The organism is Salinisphaera sp. G21_0, assembly GCF_017744115.1.
In the GTDB taxonomy this organism is placed as follows: Bacteria; Pseudomonadota; Gammaproteobacteria; order Pseudomonadales; family Endozoicomonadaceae; genus Endozoicomonas.
Genome location: NZ_JAGHQW010000033.1, coordinates 14,769 through 32,724, shown reverse-complemented (window position 1 = coordinate 32,724; position 17,956 = coordinate 14,769). Strand labels below are relative to the sequence as shown.

Sequence of the window (17,956 nt, the reverse complement as noted above, 5' to 3'; positions counted from 1 at the left end):
CCGGTGTGATCATAGCCACTGAAGCGGCCAGCCTTACTCAATCATTGTATCCGGTGCGATTCGGGTATTGTGCAGTTGCCACTGATCAATATCTGAGTCTTTGATAATGCTTCCGATAAAACAACTCTGGCTGAAGTGTGCATCGGTGAGGTCGGTATGTTCGATCAATAAATGATTCAGGTGGCAATGGGTAAAGGTGGGTGCTTTTTCCACACTGAAGCAGTCGGTGAAAACGCCTTCATTGAAGCTGACCTTGTTGAATACCGCATTATCCAATTGGGCGCTGGTTAAGCTGACACGTTCCCAGACACACTGAGATATTTCAGTATTGGCCAGACTGACAGACCGTAGTTCACAGTCAGCCATGGTTACTTCACTCATTGTTGCCCCGGAAAAAGAGGGGCCTTCATCAAAACTTTCACACCCTTTGAAGGATGCGTTTTGGATCGCCGCATTGTTGAATGAGGTTTTGGTCAGGGTACAGTGACGAAACTCCATATCCTGAATCTCTGCCTGTGAGAAATCAGTATTATCAAAGAATCCGTGGATGATATGACTGTTGTATAAACGTATTTCCCGGCAGGAGCTGTTGTGGAAGGTTTGTGCGGTCATATCACAGTTTTCAATCACCGCCTTATCCAGCACGGCATGATCAAAATTTGCTGCTGAGAGGTCGGAATCAATGACTCTGGCATTGGCCAGGTTGGCGTGACGAAGGTCGGCCCCATTCAAATTACAGCCATCCAGAATGCAGTCCCGCAGATCGGTATGGCGAAAATCGGCACCACGCAGGTCACAGTTTTTCCAATAAACGCCACGCAGTTTGCCGGACCGGAATTTACAGCGCTGCATCAGGCTGTTTTTAAAGCGCATGCGCTCCAGATCCCGATGATTGAGAGATAGCCCGGTAAAGTCGGATTGCTCCGGGGCGGTCCATCCGGGGTGCAGACTTTCCAGCAATGCCCGTTGCCGCGCAGCCTTCTCTTTTTCCTGCTCAAATTGAGAAGCCAGCCCTGATGTCTGTTGGACCTGATATTTGCCAACCTCTTTATTCACCAGAATGCTGTTATTGGCTCTTAAGCCAGAGGTTTTGAGCCCATCGGTATCCAGAATGTTGTGGTTACCCGACGTTGTTGAAACCTTCTTTTTTGGTGAAGACTTCTGTTCTGAAGACTTCGATGATGGGCGTTGTTTCTGTGGCACAGGTGGAAATCTCCGGACAAACTCATTTTATTCTGAGTCGCCCGGATAGGTTAAAGGTTTAGGCCCTCTTTTTATTTCGCAATAGCCTGAGAGCATTGGCGGTGACCAGGGCTGTGGCACCGGTGTCGGCAAGGACAGCAACCCAGAGTCCGGTCATGCCCAGCAGGGTAGTGACCAGGAACACGGCTTTACTGCCCACGGCCAGGAAAATGTTCTGGCGGATAACGGACATGGTGGCGCGGGAAAGACCAATAAGGTCAGCAAGTTCTACCACACGGTTATGGGTCAGCGCACAGTCTGCGGTTTCAAGAGCGACGTCGGCACCCGATCCCATGGCAATGCCGATATCTGCCGTCTTCAGTGCAGGGGCGTCATTGATACCGTCACCGATCATGGCAACCCGGCCTTGTTTTCGTAGCGACTCTATTTCAGCAGACTTATCTCCGGGCAGGAGATCCGCGCGATAGGCCATTCCCAATTGGCTGGCGACGGCTTTCGCAGCCCGTGGGTTGTCACCAGTGAGCATGATACTGTTGATACCCATGGCCTTAAGGGCTGCGATGGCATTCGGAGCCTCGGCTTTTGGCTCATCCCGCAGGGCAATAAAGCCCACCAAATGCCCTTCAACCGTCACCACCGCAATGGTATTACCCTGCTCTTCAAGCTGTTCAAGTTTTTGTTGAGCGCCTGTAATCAGATCAATACTGTCCTGTAAGTGTCGTGGTGAGCCAACGACCACGGCTTTACCTTCAACCTGACCTTGCACACCCAGTCCGGCTTTGGCCACAATGTTCCCGGCGGCAGGGATCCTGATATTCATCTCCTCAGCTTTGGCGACGATGGCTTTGGCCAGTGGATGTGTTGAACCTGACTCGACGGATGCAGCCAGTCGCAGGATTTCCTGTTCTTGGTTGAGTGTTGAGCGGTCAAAGGATGCTATGTGAGTAACTGCAGGCTTTCCTTCAGTCAGTGTGCCGGTTTTATCAAAAGCGACCGTTGTGACCGAACCCAACAGCTCAAGGGCAGCACCACCCTTGACCAGTGCACCGTTGCGAGACGCTCTGGCCAGGGCCGAGGTAACAGCAGCAGGTGTTGAAATCACCAGTGCACATGGGCAGGCGATCAGTAACAGTGCCAGTGCCTTGTAGATCCATTCTACCCAGAGCCCGGCAAACACCAGCGGAGGAACAACAGCCACCAGTGCCGCCAGAAACATCATTAATGGTGTATACCAGCGGCTAAATGCATCAATAAAACGTTCAACGGGCGCTTTTCGCTCTTCTGCTTCTTCGATCAGACGGATGATACGGTCAACCGCACTCTCTCCGGGCTTTGAAATCACCCTGAGTCGGGCAACCCGATCCACAGATAGCGAGCCAGCCATTACACTCTCACCGGGGTTATGTTCAACAGGGACGGATTCGCCGGTCAGTGCGCTTTCATCAAAGCTAACGTCAGGCGTTAAGAGTTCACCATCAACGGGCAGGCGACTGCCCGGTAATATTTCGATGATGTCTCCCGGTGTCAGCGTATGGGCAGAAACCTCTGTTTTATGTCCATCGCGGTCAATACGGTAAGCCGTTTCTGGCGTCAGTGCCATCAGCTTCTGGACACCCTGTCGAGCCCGCCCTGCCGCAAACGCCTCCAGATGCTCACCAATCATGAATAGCAGAAGCACCATGGCGGCTTCAACGGTTTCACCCAGAAACAGGGCACCAATGGCCGCGATGCTCATCAGGGTTTCGATGGAAAAGGGAGAGCCACTCCTGGCTAATTGCCATGCTTTGGTCGCAACAGGGTAGAGCCCCCAGAGTGTCGCCAGGTAAAAAAACACGTTGCCAGCAACGGGAAAGGTGCCCTGAATCAACACCGCGACCAGCATAAATAAGGCCAGTGATATAATGCGCCAGTATTTTTTCAGGACACTGTCAGCTGCCGTTTCTGAAACGGCGTCGTCCTTAACCGAAAAGCCCAGTTCTTTGAGAGTCTTAAAGATGTCATCACTGATGCCTGCTCGATTTTCGACCTCTACCAGCAGGCGCTCCGTTGCAAAGGTGACCCGAGCCTGAGTAACACCGTTCAGCCCCTTTACGGCATTCTCAATTTTGGCGGCACAGCCCGGGCAGTCCATGCCGGTGATGATCCAGCTTAGCTGCATACTATCGGATACCGAAGAAGTCTGACTTTCTATTGTAGAAGCTTCTGATTGAGTGTTATTGCCGCAGCATGAAGATGCAGCACAGCTACTTTTCATTGTGTCACTCTGTGGGCTGTCACTGTGGGTTGCTGAGCAGGATGACATGACTTCACTCGTATTAATATAAAAATAAGTTTATATAAAAATAATTTTATATTTATGGTGAGTCAAGCCATGAAAATGAATATTGTTAAGTGCATTGTGTAATTATTAAGCGTCTGTTCGATTAATCCTTCCTTATTATGGACCAGAGCATAAACCCGTGTTTGATTCACGGAGCGTAGCGCAGTAACCACTCTGTGGAGAAATCCACTGCTAAGCTGAATACCAGAAATAATGGATTTTTGAATCAGGCAGAATGGTTATCAGGAGAAAGAATAATGAGCATTAACCCCACAGGTCCTTCATCACAATTGACTATTCCAGATAATGACATTGTGTCTGATTCTCCGGGTAAAACCGCTGACAATAAACAGGTGACTTCCACTGAGGCCATCAAGCAGATACCAGAAGCCTCGGGGGAGAACACTAAACCATCAACCTCACTGGCGGAGCGAAAGATAGAGCATAGTTCAGACATTGCCACACCGGATGAATTTCAGGCCAGAATTGACGAAATGATGTACTTAAATTCGATTGGCGAATTGATAGAAGAATCTTTCAGTTCTCATGGTGTACAAAACGGCAAGTCTGAAAAAAACCATGCCACTGCCGCTGGTGCCTCGGTATCAGCTGCCTTCAACTCTATAAACCATGCCAGTGGTGAAAGAATGGAGGCATACGATTTTAATGGCGCTTATTGCGTGGATACGACTCCTGCTGAGGGTGCAACTACCCATGGGGCAAGAGTTCACCTTGAAAATGCATTCGGCCACATCAAAGAGATGCAAAAACAGAAAAACAAGCTCAATGAGTTTTCCAAAGTGGATATTGCCTTGTCTATGACTCAACATAAAAACAGATCCATCCTTAGACCTCATATTGAAGCAGCTTTCAGCATCCAGGAAAATAAACTCAAGCAATAACCCGTACTATCTTACTGACGCTCCTTAACATGATTAGCCATATCAAGAATGACATGACGGATATGGTGGTCATCCAACTCATAGAGTACCTGCTTTCCTTTGCGGGTTGATCGCAGGATTCGGGCTTCCCGCAAACTGCGCAGATGATGGCTGGTTAAAGGTTGCGACATGCCCGAAATTTCCGATAGACAGCATACAGGCTGTGGCTCTTCCAGACAGGCAATGACCAGCTGCAGTCTTTTGGTGTCTCCCAGCAGCCGGAAAATTTTTGCCAGTCGCCCCATGTCCTGTTCAGACAGCTCAGGCAGCAGAGAACAACAGGTTTGATGCATATCGACCATAGGCTTGTCCGAACCTTAAGAAAGTAATTATTGGTAATGGTATTGTGCCATGAAGGCTTAGTCTATTTTCCCGGGTTTGCACCATCAGTCGATAAACGCTTTTCGAGCTTTGCTGCTGGTGGCAAAATGATCTGAGCAAAAAATCAGGCGACAATGATAAGCCGCTGATAGCGGTATAAGCCTTCACCAATAATAATCGGGCCAGCCTGACAAAAGGATGGCCACAACAAGCCGGGTTGTGCACTGTGAAAACCAAAGCGCTTCGAGCAGATATTCTACTACTGGGGGTGTCTGCCATATGGGGATTTGCCTTTGTTGCCCAGATCAAAGGCATGGAGCATCTTGGACCATTTCTGTTTAATGCCTGCCGTTTTGCTCTGGGCTTTATTTCGTTATTACCGGTTTATTTTCTATTGGAAAACATCTCCAGAAAGAAAGTCTCCGGCCATAAAAAGCAATACGACAGTCAATTGCTGCTGAAATGGGGGCCATTGACCGGTGTCGTACTTTTTCTTGCTTCATCCTTTCAACAGGTTGGTCTGTTGTATACCACAGCGGGTAACTCTGGCTTTATCACCGGTTTCTATATCATTCTGGTACCAATACTGGGGATCTGGTTTGGGCATAGTACCCGCCCTGCAACCTGGCTGGGTGGAGCCATTGCGCTGGCGGGCCTGTATTTCCTGACCGTACAGGATGGCCTGAACTTCAATAAAGGTGACGTGCTGACGTTAGGCTCTGCCCTTATGTATGCCGTTCAAATACTGCTTATTGGCTGGCTTTCCCGGCATGTTCATCCGCTGAGGCTGTCATTAATACAGTTTTTTATGACCGCTTTATGCAGCATGATGGTTGCTCTTTATCTTGAACCTATCAGCCTTGATGCCATTCTAAAAAGTGCAGGGCCTCTGCTGTTTGCCGGCGTTCTTTCTACCGGTGTCGCCTTTACGATGCAAATCATTGCCCAGAGAGATGCAGCTTCTTCTCATGCGGCTATCATTATGAGTCTGGAAGCTGTTTTTGCGGTACTGGGAGGCTGGTTATTGCTGGACGAGCAGCTTGGACTGAGAGGTTTTTTAGGGTGCGGCCTGATGATGACCGGGATGCTACTGTCGCAGCTTAGACGCTCCAAGGCCTAAAAGGAAAACAAACAGATGGGTTTGCAAGCTGTGTGGAAAATAGCTTTATTTAACTTCCATATTCCCAGTTTTGCCTGGCCGCCTTTCCGATATTACTCCGGATTTAGCTGATCTTCTAAGCGCTCTGGTATCCCTGTTGGTGCTGTGTCCGCAAAAAAGCACCTTGTAAACCCATCTGCTTGTTACTGCCGACTCTTTATTGTTCTTGTTATAAAACGCTCTGATGAGTCGGCACCAAACCCTGTTATTGTTTTTATGGTGGGTGTTTTGTTCTTGTTGCTTTCACTAATACAACTGCTGTGCCAAAAATAGAGACAATTCCCTGATGCCTTGCTGTACGTGGTTTCCGAATGATGACGTGTTTTTTTATGATTAAATAATGCACAGTTCGTCGGTTGTGATTTGTTACCTGGCTACCACAAAATGTGACAATGCTCCTGCAAGGTAACAAATACCAGTTCTTAGCCTCAGGGCAAAATCCACCAAATCTTTGAGACAGTCTGTTTTTCAGACAGTTGCTGCCGACGATATACATGTTTGATTATTTCGGTTATTCCGTTTGTTCTGCTCCTGCACTAAGGATTATCCTTTGTGCACCTGCTGACACTGCCTGTTATATCAGCAGTTGCGGTTACACTTTTGTTGAAAAAACGGCTGACACATCGGCCGAAAAAACGTAGGAAAACAATGAGCGAACACGACCAAAGCATCCATACTGGCCTCACAGGCCGTTTGTTGCTGGAAAACTCCCTGTTGAACAAAGGGACCGCTTTTTCTATGGAGGAGCGGAGTGAGCTGGACCTTCATGGTCTTCTGCCGCCAAGGGTAGAGTCGATGGAGGAACAATGTCGTCGAGCTTATAAGTCTTTCTCCGTCAAGCCTACGCCGATACTGAAGCACATCTATCTGCGCGCATTGCAGGATACCAACGAAACACTGTTTTATGCTCTCCTGCAACGTTATCTTCAGGAAATGCTGCCTATCATCTACACGCCGGTTGTAGGGCAGGCCTGTCAGCGCTTCAGCGACCTCTACCGTCGACCAAGAGGCATCTACATTTCCTATCCCCAGCGTGAACATATCTCAGCCATGTTGGCCAACTTCAAGCGCAATATTGAAGTGATTGTTGTCACGGATGGTGAGCGTATTCTGGGCCTGGGCGACCAGGGTATTGGCGGTATGGGGATCTGCATTGGCAAGCTGTCTCTCTACAGTGCGGTGGGTGGCATCGCACCGAACAAAACACTGCCTATCGTCCTGGATTGCGGCACCAATAACCGACAGTTACTGAATGACCCGAATTACCTGGGCTGGCGTCATGAGCGAATTGCAGATGATGAATACTATGCGTTCGTGGACGACTTTATTCGTGCACTGAAACGTCGCTGGCCGAAAGCACTGTTACAATTTGAAGACTTTGCAATCGACCATGCAACACCACTGCTGGAAAAATACCGGGATGAACTCTGTTCTTTCAATGATGATATTCAGGGCACAGCCGGTGTTACTGCCGCATCACTGCTGGCTGCGGCCAAAGCCGCAGGCAAGTCCATTGAGGAGATGACAATTGCCTTCCTTGGTGCCGGCTCAGCCGGTTGCGGTATTGCCGAGCAGCTGATCCGCTTGATGGTTGGCCGGGGACTCAGTGAAGAAGAAGCCCGTCAGCGAATCTTCATGGTTGACCGCCATGGCGTGCTGAATGATCAGATGGCAGACCTGCGGCCGTTCCAGCAGCGCCTGGTACAAAGTTGTGAAGAGCTCCGTCAATGGGGGTGTGATGAGAATCCCGGATTGTTAGACGTTGTCACCTACGCCAGACCAGACGCTATCATTGGAGTATCAGGTCAGCCAGGCCTGTTCACCCGGGAAGTCATTGAAAAAATGGCTGAGAACCATGAGCGCCCCATTGTCTTCCCACTGTCCAACCCCATCAGCCAGGTTGAAGCCACGCCAGAAGATATTATTCAGTGGAGTGAAGGTCGGGCGTTGATTGCTACTGGTAGCCCATTTGATCCGGTTGAGTACAATGGTAACCGTTACCCTGTCGCCCAATGTAACAATATCTATATCTTCCCGGGGCTGGGTCTTGGTGTCTTGGCCAGCGATGCTGAAAGAGTATCTGATGGTATGCTGGATGCAGCGGTGGAAACACTGGCCATGGCCTCGCCAGCGGTTATGAATCCGGACGCCGCTCTTCTGCCTGAATTGAACCGTATTCATCAGGTGACCTGTGATATAGCGATTGCCGTAGCCAGAAAGGCGCAGGAAGAGGGGCTGGCACCTAAATGTGAACAAACTACACTGGAAGCCAGAGTCAGAAGCAAGCGCTGGAGCCCTGAATATTGCAGAGTTTATCTGTCTGATTCTTGAAAGTAGTACCCAGATTTACGTTACAGCGTAGAAAAGGATAAGCAGATAAGTTTACAAACTACCAGGCATCTTTATTGTTGTTATTGACTGACAGATGTCTGGTATGTCCCGTTGCCTTCCTGATGGTGCAGTCTTTAAAAAAGCTGCGGCAATCTTGTTTACATTCCAGCACTTTGCCAGTTGATGTCCTTCAGTATCATGCAAACTTATCTGCTTTAATCACCGACCTGTTGTTTTTGTTATTGGTGGTCAGGATTTGCCATGTAGTTGTTATTATTTGGCATTTTTTTGTTTGCGACTGGTTATATACAAAGGGTGTGCCAATAACTTCTGTCGTTGCTTAACTGGTTGATATTTAAGGAGATGATTTTTCCTGTACCGTTCAGGCCATGCCATGGAAAAAGGGTAAACTGTTACTTGTTGAGTACTGGGTTGTGAAGAGTGTAACCCGGGTAACAGACGAACATGGTTCAGGGTTTATGCACTTCTATACGACTGATCAGACCTTCTTTGGAGAAAAAAATCCTTTCTACACCTGGTACATTCACAGATTCATCCGACGCAATATCAGTACCTGTTCTGACAAACTCAAGTTCTACACAACAGCCATTCAGGCTGCGGTAGCTGTTAACATGCCAGTTCACATCAGGGATTTCTGAAAAAAAAGCAGTCATCATATCAAGAATGGCGGCCTTTCCCTGGAAGTCACCAAGAAAGGCAGAGTAGTAGCTGGCACTTTCATCAAACATTTGAGATATCCAGTCCAGCCTGTGCGCATTGGACAGAGCAATATAGGCTCTGGCAGCTTCGATTTGTTCATCGTTGGTCATAATTTGAGATACCAATGGTTTGTGAGTAGATACCCAAAATTCACAACATAGCACTAACTCGACATATCGACCTGCTTCAAGTTGTCACAGGCTGGATTCCGGGGAGTAAAGAAGAGAGTTAAATAAGAAAGGGGGGGAGAAGTTTATAGAATGAAAAAATAAACAAACAAACAGGTTTACAGATACGCAGAAGCTCTTTATTTCTTCCCTGTCGAATGCCCGCGCTGCCTTTTGTCGCCTGTTACCAGACTCAGTCAGTCTTCTCGGCTTTCTTATCCCTGTTTGTCGGCTACCTTAAAGTACCGTGCAAACCTGTCTGCTTGAGTGGCCCGGCCATATATTATTATTTTTGTAGGCTGGGAGTCGTCGTTGTTATTGTTGTTATGTTCTGACGATTTTTGTTCTCGCCTGACATAATACAAGCGGTGTGCCAGCTTTTATAAATGTCTCTACAGGCCTTGGTAAATAAGGAGTAAGCAGGTCATTCATATTTTATAGCCAGATGTCTGGTGCAGTTTTCCTGTTACTGCGTTTACCCTCTGGATGTAACCTTCGGAATAGATGTAACAAATATGATTTCATTTGGTTAGGTATCAAATGCACATTAATACTTTAAATCGGGCAGTTTGACCTTATAGTACTCAGAGACTTTCACGGGGCAGGCTTATGTCGGCTCTGCAATGATCAGGACAATAAAATGACGGCATCAAACCACTTTGATTATCTGGTAATCGGCGGCGGAAGCGGTGGTATCGCTTCAGCAAATCGTGCAGCTATGTACGGGAAAAAAGTGGCGCTGGTAGAGGCTAAGCATCTGGGAGGAACCTGCGTAAACGTAGGGTGTGTTCCCAAGAAAGCCATGTGGTTTGCCGGGCAAATTGCTGATGCCTGTCGTTATGGGCCTGACTACGGCTTTGATATCAGCATTGACCAGCAGTTGCAGTCATTTAGCTGGAGCAAGCTCGTCGATAGTCGGGAGGCTTACATCAGTCGTATACATGCTTCTTATGAACGGGTTCTTGGCAATAATAAAATTACCGTAATAAACGGCTATGGACGATTTGTTGATGCCAGAACAGTAGAGGTGAATGGTGAGCATTACACAGCGGACCATATCACCATTGCAACCGGTGGTGAGCCCCTGATTCCAGACGTTCCCGGAGCCGAATACGGTATCGACTCGGATGGGTTCTTTGAGTTGACTGAGCGCCCTGGCCGGGTGGCTGTATTGGGTGCGGGTTACATAGCTGTTGAACTGGCCGGTGTGCTACACGCCCTGGGCAGTGAAACGCATTTGCTGGTTCGTAAACACAAGCCATTGCGTAATTTTGAAGCGATGCTGTCTGATACGCTGGTAGAAGTAATGGCGTCCGAAGGTCCTCAGCTTCATACCCATTCAGTACCAAAAGAAGTTGTAAAAGAAGACGATGGAAGTCTGACCGTTCATTTGGAAAACGGTAACTTATTAAATGTTGATACGGTGATCTGGGCTGTAGGCCGTAAGCCACATACTGCGGGTATTAATCTTGATGCAGCAGGTGTTACGGTGGACGCCCGGGGTTACATTCCGGTTGATAAATACCAGAATACCAATGTTGCTGGCATTTATGCCGTGGGTGACAACATCGGCAAGGTTGAATTGACACCGGTTGCTGTTGCTGCGGGTCGCCGCCTGTCAGAGCGCCTGTTCAATAATAAACCGGATGAGCATTTGAACTACGACAATGTGGCCACGGTTGTCTTCAGCCACCCTCCGATCGGTACAGTGGGTTTAACGGAACTGGCTGCCCGTGAAGCTTACGGTGATGATAATGTCAAAGTGTATACCAGCCAGTTTACGGCCATGTACAGCGCATTGACCAGTCATCGCCAGCCATCACGAATGAAGCTGATAACTGTCGGTGCAGAGGAAAAAATCGTCGGTATCCATGCGATTGGTCACGGTGCGGATGAAATGCTCCAGGGTTTTGCTGTTGCTTTAAAGATGGGAGCTACCAAGGCTCAGTTTGATGACACCGTTGCCATTCACCCAACCTCCGCTGAGGAGTTTGTTACTATGCGGTGAGCCAATTGGTGGAGGATGATTATTGTTTGGGTGAAAGTCTCATACTGAGCACAACTACAGACCCCGGAGCATAGGATTTACGTCCCGGAGCCAAAATACCCAAACAGGAGAGGCGACCAAACGCAGCTATGATTTTCATGTGACAAAAGAATCATCTGCGAGAGGCCGCCCTATGGAAGTATGTCAGCTACTGACCATTCCCGCTAGAATTCTGCCCTGCGATCGAGATGCTGCAACATCGGTTATCTCTTCTTCGCCAGTCATGCCATGGGCTCCACTGGGAGGATTACGAAAATGAACTACCATTGATCCTAACTCTGATTACGAGGGTTTGATGGTCAGGAAGGATGCGGCACGTTGGTTGAACAAACTGGTCGATTACGGCTACCTGGCTCAGGCACAGCAGGCACAGAAATAAGCCTGAGTTTTTTATTAATACGAAAGTTTTTTGTTCTGTACAGGGCGGTTGCTTGCATCTTGAGTTCCGGGATTTTCACGGTAAAGAACACGGTTTCGATGCCTCCATTGTGCGCCACGCCCTGTTTGCCATCCACGAGAGCATCAAACAGGAATCCGCGCCCAACAGGGCATAAACTACCTGAAAACCGGGGTGTCCACCTTCTGGAACGACCGGAAAAAGCTGATCGAAGTCCTCCGCTACCTCAGCCGCCTCGCCCATATCGACCATATGGAACACGGGGAAACCGACGCCGAAGCCGCCAGCACCCTGACCGGGGCGCTGGAAGATACCAAAGGTTGATAAAAGCAGAGGAGGCAGAGGAGAACGTTGTGGGTTGGACCGGGCTGAAAGTCACTTAAACTTGCACATTCAGCCCCGGCGGCTACATCTTTAGCAACAGGCCTGTAACAGTGCCCATTCATATATTTAGCGAATGGCACGGTTGCAGGCTTTTTGCGTTTCCGAGGATGTATGCACAAAATAGCCTTCTTTATTGACGGTGGTTACTTTATTCGCCGTGTTCGTTTCTTCCCTCAATAAGTAAGTTGGAATTCCATGGCCCAGCGCAGGCCGATGCCACGCTACAAATAACAAAACGCCACCCTGAAAATGGGTGCCCCCTGATGGATTTGCAGTAGAAACCACTGATCATAAATGTACCTACAGCTGATTTTCAGCAGATTGATAAGTGTCACCTCCTTGGAAAAAGGGCTGAAGTTAGTTTGTGGGTAAACCCACGGGCAGTGACGTTATTAGTTAGCTGGCTGGCTTGGGAATACGTATTATGTGCAGCTGTTAATGTGCCGAAGCGTTTTCGAATATTTCGTTTATTGCTATTTCGTTTATTTCGATTAGACTGTAAGAAGTAACCTTATTCAGGAAGCCAGTCTTCAGGGATTTATTATGACGATCAAAGACAAACTGGCGTTGCCCACCGCCGAAGAAGTGGCCATAGCGCAAGAGTGTAGCCGGGAGATTTCCGCCTATCTGGAAACCGGGGGGGAGACCCAGCAGATTGATATCAGTGCCAGAGATGGGAAGAAACACGCTATTTCCATCCCTACCCGAGCCTTGAGTTTGTTGGCTGATATCCTTGCTCAACTCGGGCAGGGTAATGCGGTAAAAATTATTCCTATTCATGCTGAGCTAACGACCCAGGAGGCGGCAGATATTCTCAATGTTTCCCGGCCTTATCTGGTCAGGATGCTGGAACATGGGGAAATTCCCCATCATAAGGTGGGGCGTCATCGGCGGGTTCGCTATCAGGATTTGATGGACTACAAGATGGCTGTGGATGCCAGGCGGTCATCTGCGCTGGATGAGCTTTCTGCCCTGTCCCAGAAGTATGATCCGGAGTATTGATGGCCTCTCAGTTTACGGTAGTTTATGATGCCTGTGTGCTTTACCCGTCTGTCCTCCGGGATGTTCTGATGCGACTGGCCCTGACCGATACCTTCCGGGCTAAATGGACAGAGGCAATTCATGATGAGTGGACGCGCAACCTGAAGGCAAACAAGCCAGACATTGATGAAGGCTACCTGCAACGTACAAGGGAGTTAATGAATGCCCATGTTCGTGATGCCTTGGTGGAAGGCTATGAACATTTGATTAACTCAGTTGTCTTACCGGATGAGGATGACCGGCATGTGGTCGCTGCTGCCATTGCTGCCAGTTCCGATGTGATCGTAACGTATAATCTGAAGGACTTTCCGGATGACGCGCTTGAGCCTTATGGACTTCAGGCCATACATCCGGACAGCTTTATTCATGATTTGATCGATTTACATCCGGCAGAGGTGATCGGGGCCATACGTTCAGCAAGAGCTGGCTTGAAGAATCCGCCCGTCACCGTTGATGAATACCTTTATAAACTCAGAAAGCAGCGATTGCCGGAATCTGTAGCCTGGTTTGAGTCTATCAGACTGGCCTTGTAACACTGCCCATAAAAAGCCCGCCAATCAACCTGAATCGTTTCGAAAAGCTCTACGAGTTTCTGTCTGCCGGAAAAAAGGAGGTCCGTTCTACCCTATTTTCCTAATCTGCGATTAGTGCAAGGAACTCATCTAAAAGAACAAGCAAATCATCCTCTTGAAGAACGACAGCGGAAGGTCGGTTAAAATGGTCTTTTAAACGTTTTGGAGGTAATTTTAATTGGGTCATGGGGTCATCTTGCTGATTAGCAGGCGTAAGCATCAGCTCATAGTAAGGCTGCCTTGTCTCAGAATAGATATTATATTGATAAGTCACCCAAATTGGAGGAGTGGCATCATTCCTTTGATGCGCTGCCAGCCAGCTAAAGAATATTTTTCTTATTACTTCGTTGGAATCACTATCCTCTACACTCTCAGATATTTCGCTAATTACTGGCTTTAAGCCGGATTTTATTTTTTCAGCAATCTTATTATTTACCGCTTTTCTGGACAAAGAAGTACAGTCGAAAATAATAGGTTTGTAGCTTGTAGATTTTGATACGTTCAGGAAAGCAGCCTCGCCGGACATGAGTTTTTCAGGGATGATAACGCTATTGCCCACAGGCTGGTAGTGGAGTTGTTGATGGATGCGAGGCTGGGATAGTCGCTCCAAAAGGGAGCTGCTCATGGTCATCGTTTTGATAAGGTTTATGCAGTGCTGTGAAAATTGTGGATCTGCGCCTTCAAGAAGGCCAACTCTATCGGGCCTTAGAGAATAAGACTCAAGCATTCCTTTTAACCGGCCTTTTAACTGACAGGAATCACAGGACCCAGAGAGCGTCTGTAAGATGGCCAATAATATATATTTCAGAAATTGAGGCACTGAGCGGTAAAGGTCACATAGCCAGTTCAAATAGTGCACATCAGGCTCTTGTGCATGTATCAGTCGAAATAATAGCTTCAGTTTATTTTTGAGTTCTCCTCTCATAATCTGCCTGTCTACTGAATAATTCCAGGCACTTTTTTCTATGATACGTTCCCAGTCTTGTATGTTGTCACCAAACAGGCAAAACATTTGTGGTGATAATAGTATCACCCAATTTTCCGGCAAATCGCTGGAGTGAACAGGTCCTATGTTGAATGTAGAGTAGTTATGTTTAAGTTGGTGCATAATATCAGTCAGCACTGATCTTTTATTGGACGACTGTAATAAATCTGCAAGACACTTGAGAGAATTCTCAATTTTGCGCAATAACTCAGAGCCTCTTTCCGTTGAATTGATAAATTGGTCAGAAGAGGCATACCCTCTTGTAGCGGGTCGTTTCAAGTCAGAATTACCTGGTTTATGATACCCCTCCCAGTTGGGCTCTGTGATAGTGACCTGTTGTTCGCCACCACCGAGTTGGTATTGTCGCCAGGTGTGGCCGCCATCGGGGCTGATCTCAACAAAACGGTGCGAAACATTCCCTACTTGCCGAGCTGGAATACCCTAATAGTGGCAGAGTACCTGGAAGATCATCGCCTTGTGTCGGCAAACCCCTTGTTTCTCCCTGAGCATATTCAGCAAAAGTTGTTCATCTTGTCCGGTCACATTTTTGCTATCGGAGAATGTATCCAGCCAACCCATCAACGCCCTGAGTCGTTGCGGGATATTCCTGATCCTATGGATGTCACGCAGCTCGGCATCGGCTTTGCAGGTGTTGGTTTTGGGATAAAAAATCTGCTTTGCCAGTAGATCTGCAAGCTGTTGACTGCACAATCCCTCTTGTAATGTCAGCAGGTCGCCCGGTTTCAGTTGAGTAAAATAGGCTTGCTCGGGGGCAATGATAAAGTCCACCGTTACCGATGATGCTGCAGATGCCAGACTTTTGATTAACAGTTGTCCTGTCAGCTCGCTTCGGGCCAGCTCAATGGGGGTGTCCGGTGTGCAGCGCAGTGCCCGGAGCTGGTCTTTGGGCGTCAGGGCAGGCAAGGGCTGCCATTGGTTATTCAGGGTCAGCGCAATGTTGCTGGGCAGTTCATCTGGGCCAAGGTCGATTCGCCAGACGAGATCAACAGGCCATCCTGGCACAGAGGTTATCGTGCCGTTTGTCCAGTCGATTGGGTAGTTGCGCAACCGGCCGTCTTCATCCAGACGGGTCTGGAGAAACCAGAGACGATATTGGCGGGCATCGTAAGGGTATTCCGGGTAGTACCTGGTGATCATGTAGTGACGGGGAACCACAATATCGCCAAATTCACAAGGGTAAACCGAATGACCGGTTTTTTGCGGGTCAACAGAGCTTACCGTTGACCCGCTACTGCGGCTGATCTCCATGCCTTTTTGCATGGCCTGCACAATCGTCATGACGTCCTGAACGGTTGCCTCCGGTGTCACTGTGATTTCACGATCACGACAACGGGGTACAGGCCCGAACTGTACCGTGATGGGCGTCAACAGTCCGGGCATGCTATTGGCGCTGGCCTCAAGGTCCCGGCGCTGTTGTTCTTCCTGCTTGATTCGTGCCAGGCGTGCGGTATCCTCCTTCAGCGGCGGCAGCGGCGTCTTTAAAGCGCGTAAGGGCAGTGACAGGTGTTGTTTCAAGGCGTGATCCCACTGTTCAGGGCGGTGACCGGCCAGATGCCGGGCGCTGCTGAACAGGTCGTCCATTGCCAGTTGCACCGGGCAGTTCTGCTGATGCAGCGCTTCGGCCAGTTGGTGGAAGTGACCCGCCAGCCATTCGGGCAAACCGTCCGGTATGTCGGGCAATCCCTGCACCAGCCCTGCCAGGTCCTCCGGGGCAAGGCTGGCCAGCCTGATTTGGGTGCAGCGGCTGGTCAGGGCCTTGCTCAGCGCTTCCCGTCCGGCAAAATAGCTGGGATTGATGGTGGCAAACAGGCGAAATCCCGGCGCTGCATGGCCGGTCAACACATCATTCAGCAACCCTTCTACGTAGTGGCTGGGAATCAGGTTAAGCTCACTGACGGCGATCAGTTGCCCCTGGCTCATGGCCTGTTTAATGCGCTCGGTCAGAGTGGTCCACTGGTTCGGGTTGGCGTTGATATGGACAAACCGTTGCTTCACCCTTTGCTGTTCTTGCCAGAGCCGGATGGTTCTGTCCAGCACAAAGTCCTTGCCCCAGCCTGTCGGGCCTTCCACCAGAACGGCGGTTCGCCCCGAGTCATCCTTGTCCAGACTTTGCCAGTAGTGGTAGACCAGTTGCTGGACAGGCGCTGGAGAAAAGTCACCATCGGGGTTGACGGCCTGCAGTTGCTTCAGAAAAACAGCAAAGCTCTGGTCGACCCCTGCTATAAAGGACAGATCTTCCGGGTACTGGCCCTGGTACCAGAGGTTGAGGGTGTCCAGCTGCTGCTGGTATTCCTTGGTGACGGCACCGGCCAGGCTGTCCATAAATGCCCGCCGGACCAGGGCGTTGACTTGCTCTGGCGTGCTCAAGGTAGTGGCACAGTGCCGGAGAATCTGGCGAACGGTGGCCAGCACATCGATGATATCTCTGGGTGTGGTCTGGTCCAGCAGCTCCCGAAACTGGTTGTACAGGGTTAACAGCCGGTCACGGGCCTGGTGTTTCAGGTGCTCAGGCCAGGCTTTCGGCAGGTTGGGCAGAATGATGGCGTTGGCCAGCACGCTGTCCGGCAGGGGGTTGTAGAAGAAAGTGGGAATCCGTGATTTTAATGCGTTATCCAGGTGACGTCCCGAATAATGGTCCGGATTACCGGTGAGAATAATCCGGTGCCGGTCGGACAGTGTGTACTCCCGGCCCTGATAATGGAGCACCGGCGGCTGCCGGGTTAAACCGGCCAGGGGGGCAAGCAGGCCCTCTGGCACCAGGTTGGCTTCATCGAGCACCAGCAGGGGCGGATTGTCCGTTAATGCTGCCCACTGCAGCAGTGGCCCTTTGCGAAATTCGGTGCGGTGATCCTCCGTTCTATTGCCCGTTGGATAACTGACCAGCTGTTGTCCACCAAACAGGGCTTCCTGTGTGTGGTTGGGCCCAAGCTGAAGCACCTGACAGTCCGGATAACCAGCCCTGGCAGCAATGGCCCTGGCCATAAAGGTCTTGCCGGCTCCGGCCTCGCCCTGCAGGAACACCAAGGGATGCTCCCGGACCCTCCGGGCCAAATGCACCAGACGCCGCTCCTGCCGGGACCGGTCAGGGCGCTGCCGGGCAAGGAGGGCGTCGGGCAGGTCCTGACACTGCCCGGGTAACTGATCATTCTCAAAGGCCGTGGCCAGTACCTCCCGGATCTGTTGTGATTTCTGTTGATCGGTCTGATCTTTCATCACAATGGCGGCAATCTGGCTCTCCAGCGTCCCGGCCGTTTGGCTGATGATGGTGTCTTGCCTGAGTAATGACCGATAAGCGATCAGGGTATCTTTTAAGGCTGAGCGCAGGTTCCCGTCAAACAAGCATTTTT

The 17,956-nt window shown here is 49.6% G+C and carries 14 protein-coding genes; 7 read left to right on the top strand and 7 right to left on the bottom strand.

Going from position 1 to position 17,956, the window contains the following annotated elements:
• Positions 1-33 precede the first annotated feature (33 nt).
• The gene (locus J7439_RS15670; RefSeq protein ID WP_209202920.1) at positions 34-1,203 is read right to left on the bottom strand and encodes a pentapeptide repeat-containing protein; all 1,170 of its coding nucleotides are present in this window, start codon (positions 1,201-1,203) and stop codon (positions 34-36) included.
• A gap of 58 nt (positions 1,204-1,261) precedes the next feature.
• Complete coding sequence (locus J7439_RS15665) at positions 1,262-3,457, bottom strand: zinc/cadmium/mercury/lead-transporting ATPase (RefSeq protein ID WP_209202919.1); 2,196 nt, start codon at positions 3,455-3,457, stop codon at positions 1,262-1,264.
• A 323-nt stretch (positions 3,458-3,780) separates the two neighbouring features.
• Between J7439_RS15665 and J7439_RS15660 the strand changes: the two genes are divergently transcribed.
• On the top strand, positions 3,781-4,425 hold the full coding sequence (locus J7439_RS15660; protein WP_209202918.1) for a hypothetical protein: 645 nt from the start codon (positions 3,781-3,783) through the stop codon (positions 4,423-4,425).
• A gap of 11 nt (positions 4,426-4,436) precedes the next feature.
• Here the strand turns inward: J7439_RS15660 and J7439_RS15655 are convergent, their stop codons facing one another.
• Complete coding sequence (locus tag J7439_RS15655; RefSeq protein ID WP_286198385.1) at positions 4,437-4,757, bottom strand: ArsR/SmtB family transcription factor; 321 nt, start codon at positions 4,755-4,757, stop codon at positions 4,437-4,439.
• A 254-nt stretch (positions 4,758-5,011) separates the two neighbouring features.
• On the opposite strand from J7439_RS15655, the gene J7439_RS15650 reads away from it, so the two are divergent.
• Positions 5,012-5,905: a DMT family transporter gene (locus J7439_RS15650; RefSeq protein WP_209202917.1), complete on the top strand. Its 894-nt coding sequence runs from the start codon at positions 5,012-5,014 to the stop codon at positions 5,903-5,905.
• Between the two features lie 687 nt (positions 5,906-6,592).
• A complete protein-coding gene (locus J7439_RS15645) occupies positions 6,593-8,275 on the top strand; it encodes an NAD-dependent malic enzyme (protein WP_209202916.1) in 1,683 nt (560 codons plus the stop codon).
• A gap of 470 nt (positions 8,276-8,745) precedes the next feature.
• Here J7439_RS15645 and J7439_RS15640 read toward each other — a convergent pair whose 3' ends face one another.
• Positions 8,746-9,105 carry a nuclear transport factor 2 family protein gene (locus J7439_RS15640; RefSeq protein WP_209202915.1) on the bottom strand — a complete coding sequence of 120 codons (360 nt, stop codon included), beginning with the start codon at positions 9,103-9,105 and terminating at the stop codon, positions 8,746-8,748.
• Positions 9,106-9,802: 697 nt separating this feature from the next.
• On the opposite strand from J7439_RS15640, the gene gorA reads away from it, so the two are divergent.
• Complete coding sequence (gene gorA, locus J7439_RS15635; RefSeq protein ID WP_209202914.1) at positions 9,803-11,170, top strand: glutathione-disulfide reductase; 1,368 nt, start codon at positions 9,803-9,805, stop codon at positions 11,168-11,170.
• 338 nt (positions 11,171-11,508) lie between these two features.
• Here gorA and J7439_RS15630 read toward each other — a convergent pair whose 3' ends face one another.
• Positions 11,509-11,724 carry a hypothetical protein gene (locus J7439_RS15630; RefSeq protein WP_209202913.1) on the bottom strand — a complete coding sequence of 72 codons (216 nt, stop codon included), beginning with the start codon at positions 11,722-11,724 and terminating at the stop codon, positions 11,509-11,511.
• 56 nt (positions 11,725-11,780) lie between these two features.
• Between J7439_RS15630 and J7439_RS15625 the strand changes: the two genes are divergently transcribed.
• From J7439_RS15625 to J7439_RS15615, 3 genes are all read left to right on the top strand, one after another.
• On the top strand, positions 11,781-11,930 hold the full coding sequence (locus J7439_RS15625) for a hypothetical protein (RefSeq protein ID WP_209202912.1): 150 nt from the start codon (positions 11,781-11,783) through the stop codon (positions 11,928-11,930).
• Between the two features lie 603 nt (positions 11,931-12,533).
• Positions 12,534-12,992: a helix-turn-helix domain-containing protein gene (locus J7439_RS15620; protein WP_209202911.1), complete on the top strand. Its 459-nt coding sequence runs from the start codon at positions 12,534-12,536 to the stop codon at positions 12,990-12,992.
• The gene (locus J7439_RS15615) at positions 12,992-13,564 is read left to right on the top strand and encodes a VapC50 family PIN domain-containing toxin (protein ID WP_286196706.1); all 573 of its coding nucleotides are present in this window, start codon (positions 12,992-12,994) and stop codon (positions 13,562-13,564) included. The genes J7439_RS15620 and J7439_RS15615 overlap by 1 nt, the downstream gene beginning before the upstream one ends.
• Positions 13,565-13,664: 100 nt before the next feature.
• On the opposite strand, the gene J7439_RS15610 is transcribed toward J7439_RS15615, so the two are convergent.
• Positions 13,665-14,867, bottom strand: a complete 1,203-nt coding sequence (locus tag J7439_RS15610; protein WP_209202909.1) for a hypothetical protein — start codon at positions 14,865-14,867, stop codon at positions 13,665-13,667.
• Between the two features lie 162 nt (positions 14,868-15,029).
• The gene (locus J7439_RS15605; RefSeq protein WP_286198388.1) at positions 15,030-17,822 is read right to left on the bottom strand and encodes an ATP-binding protein; all 2,793 of its coding nucleotides are present in this window, start codon (positions 17,820-17,822) and stop codon (positions 15,030-15,032) included.
• Positions 17,823-17,956 lie beyond the last annotated feature (134 nt).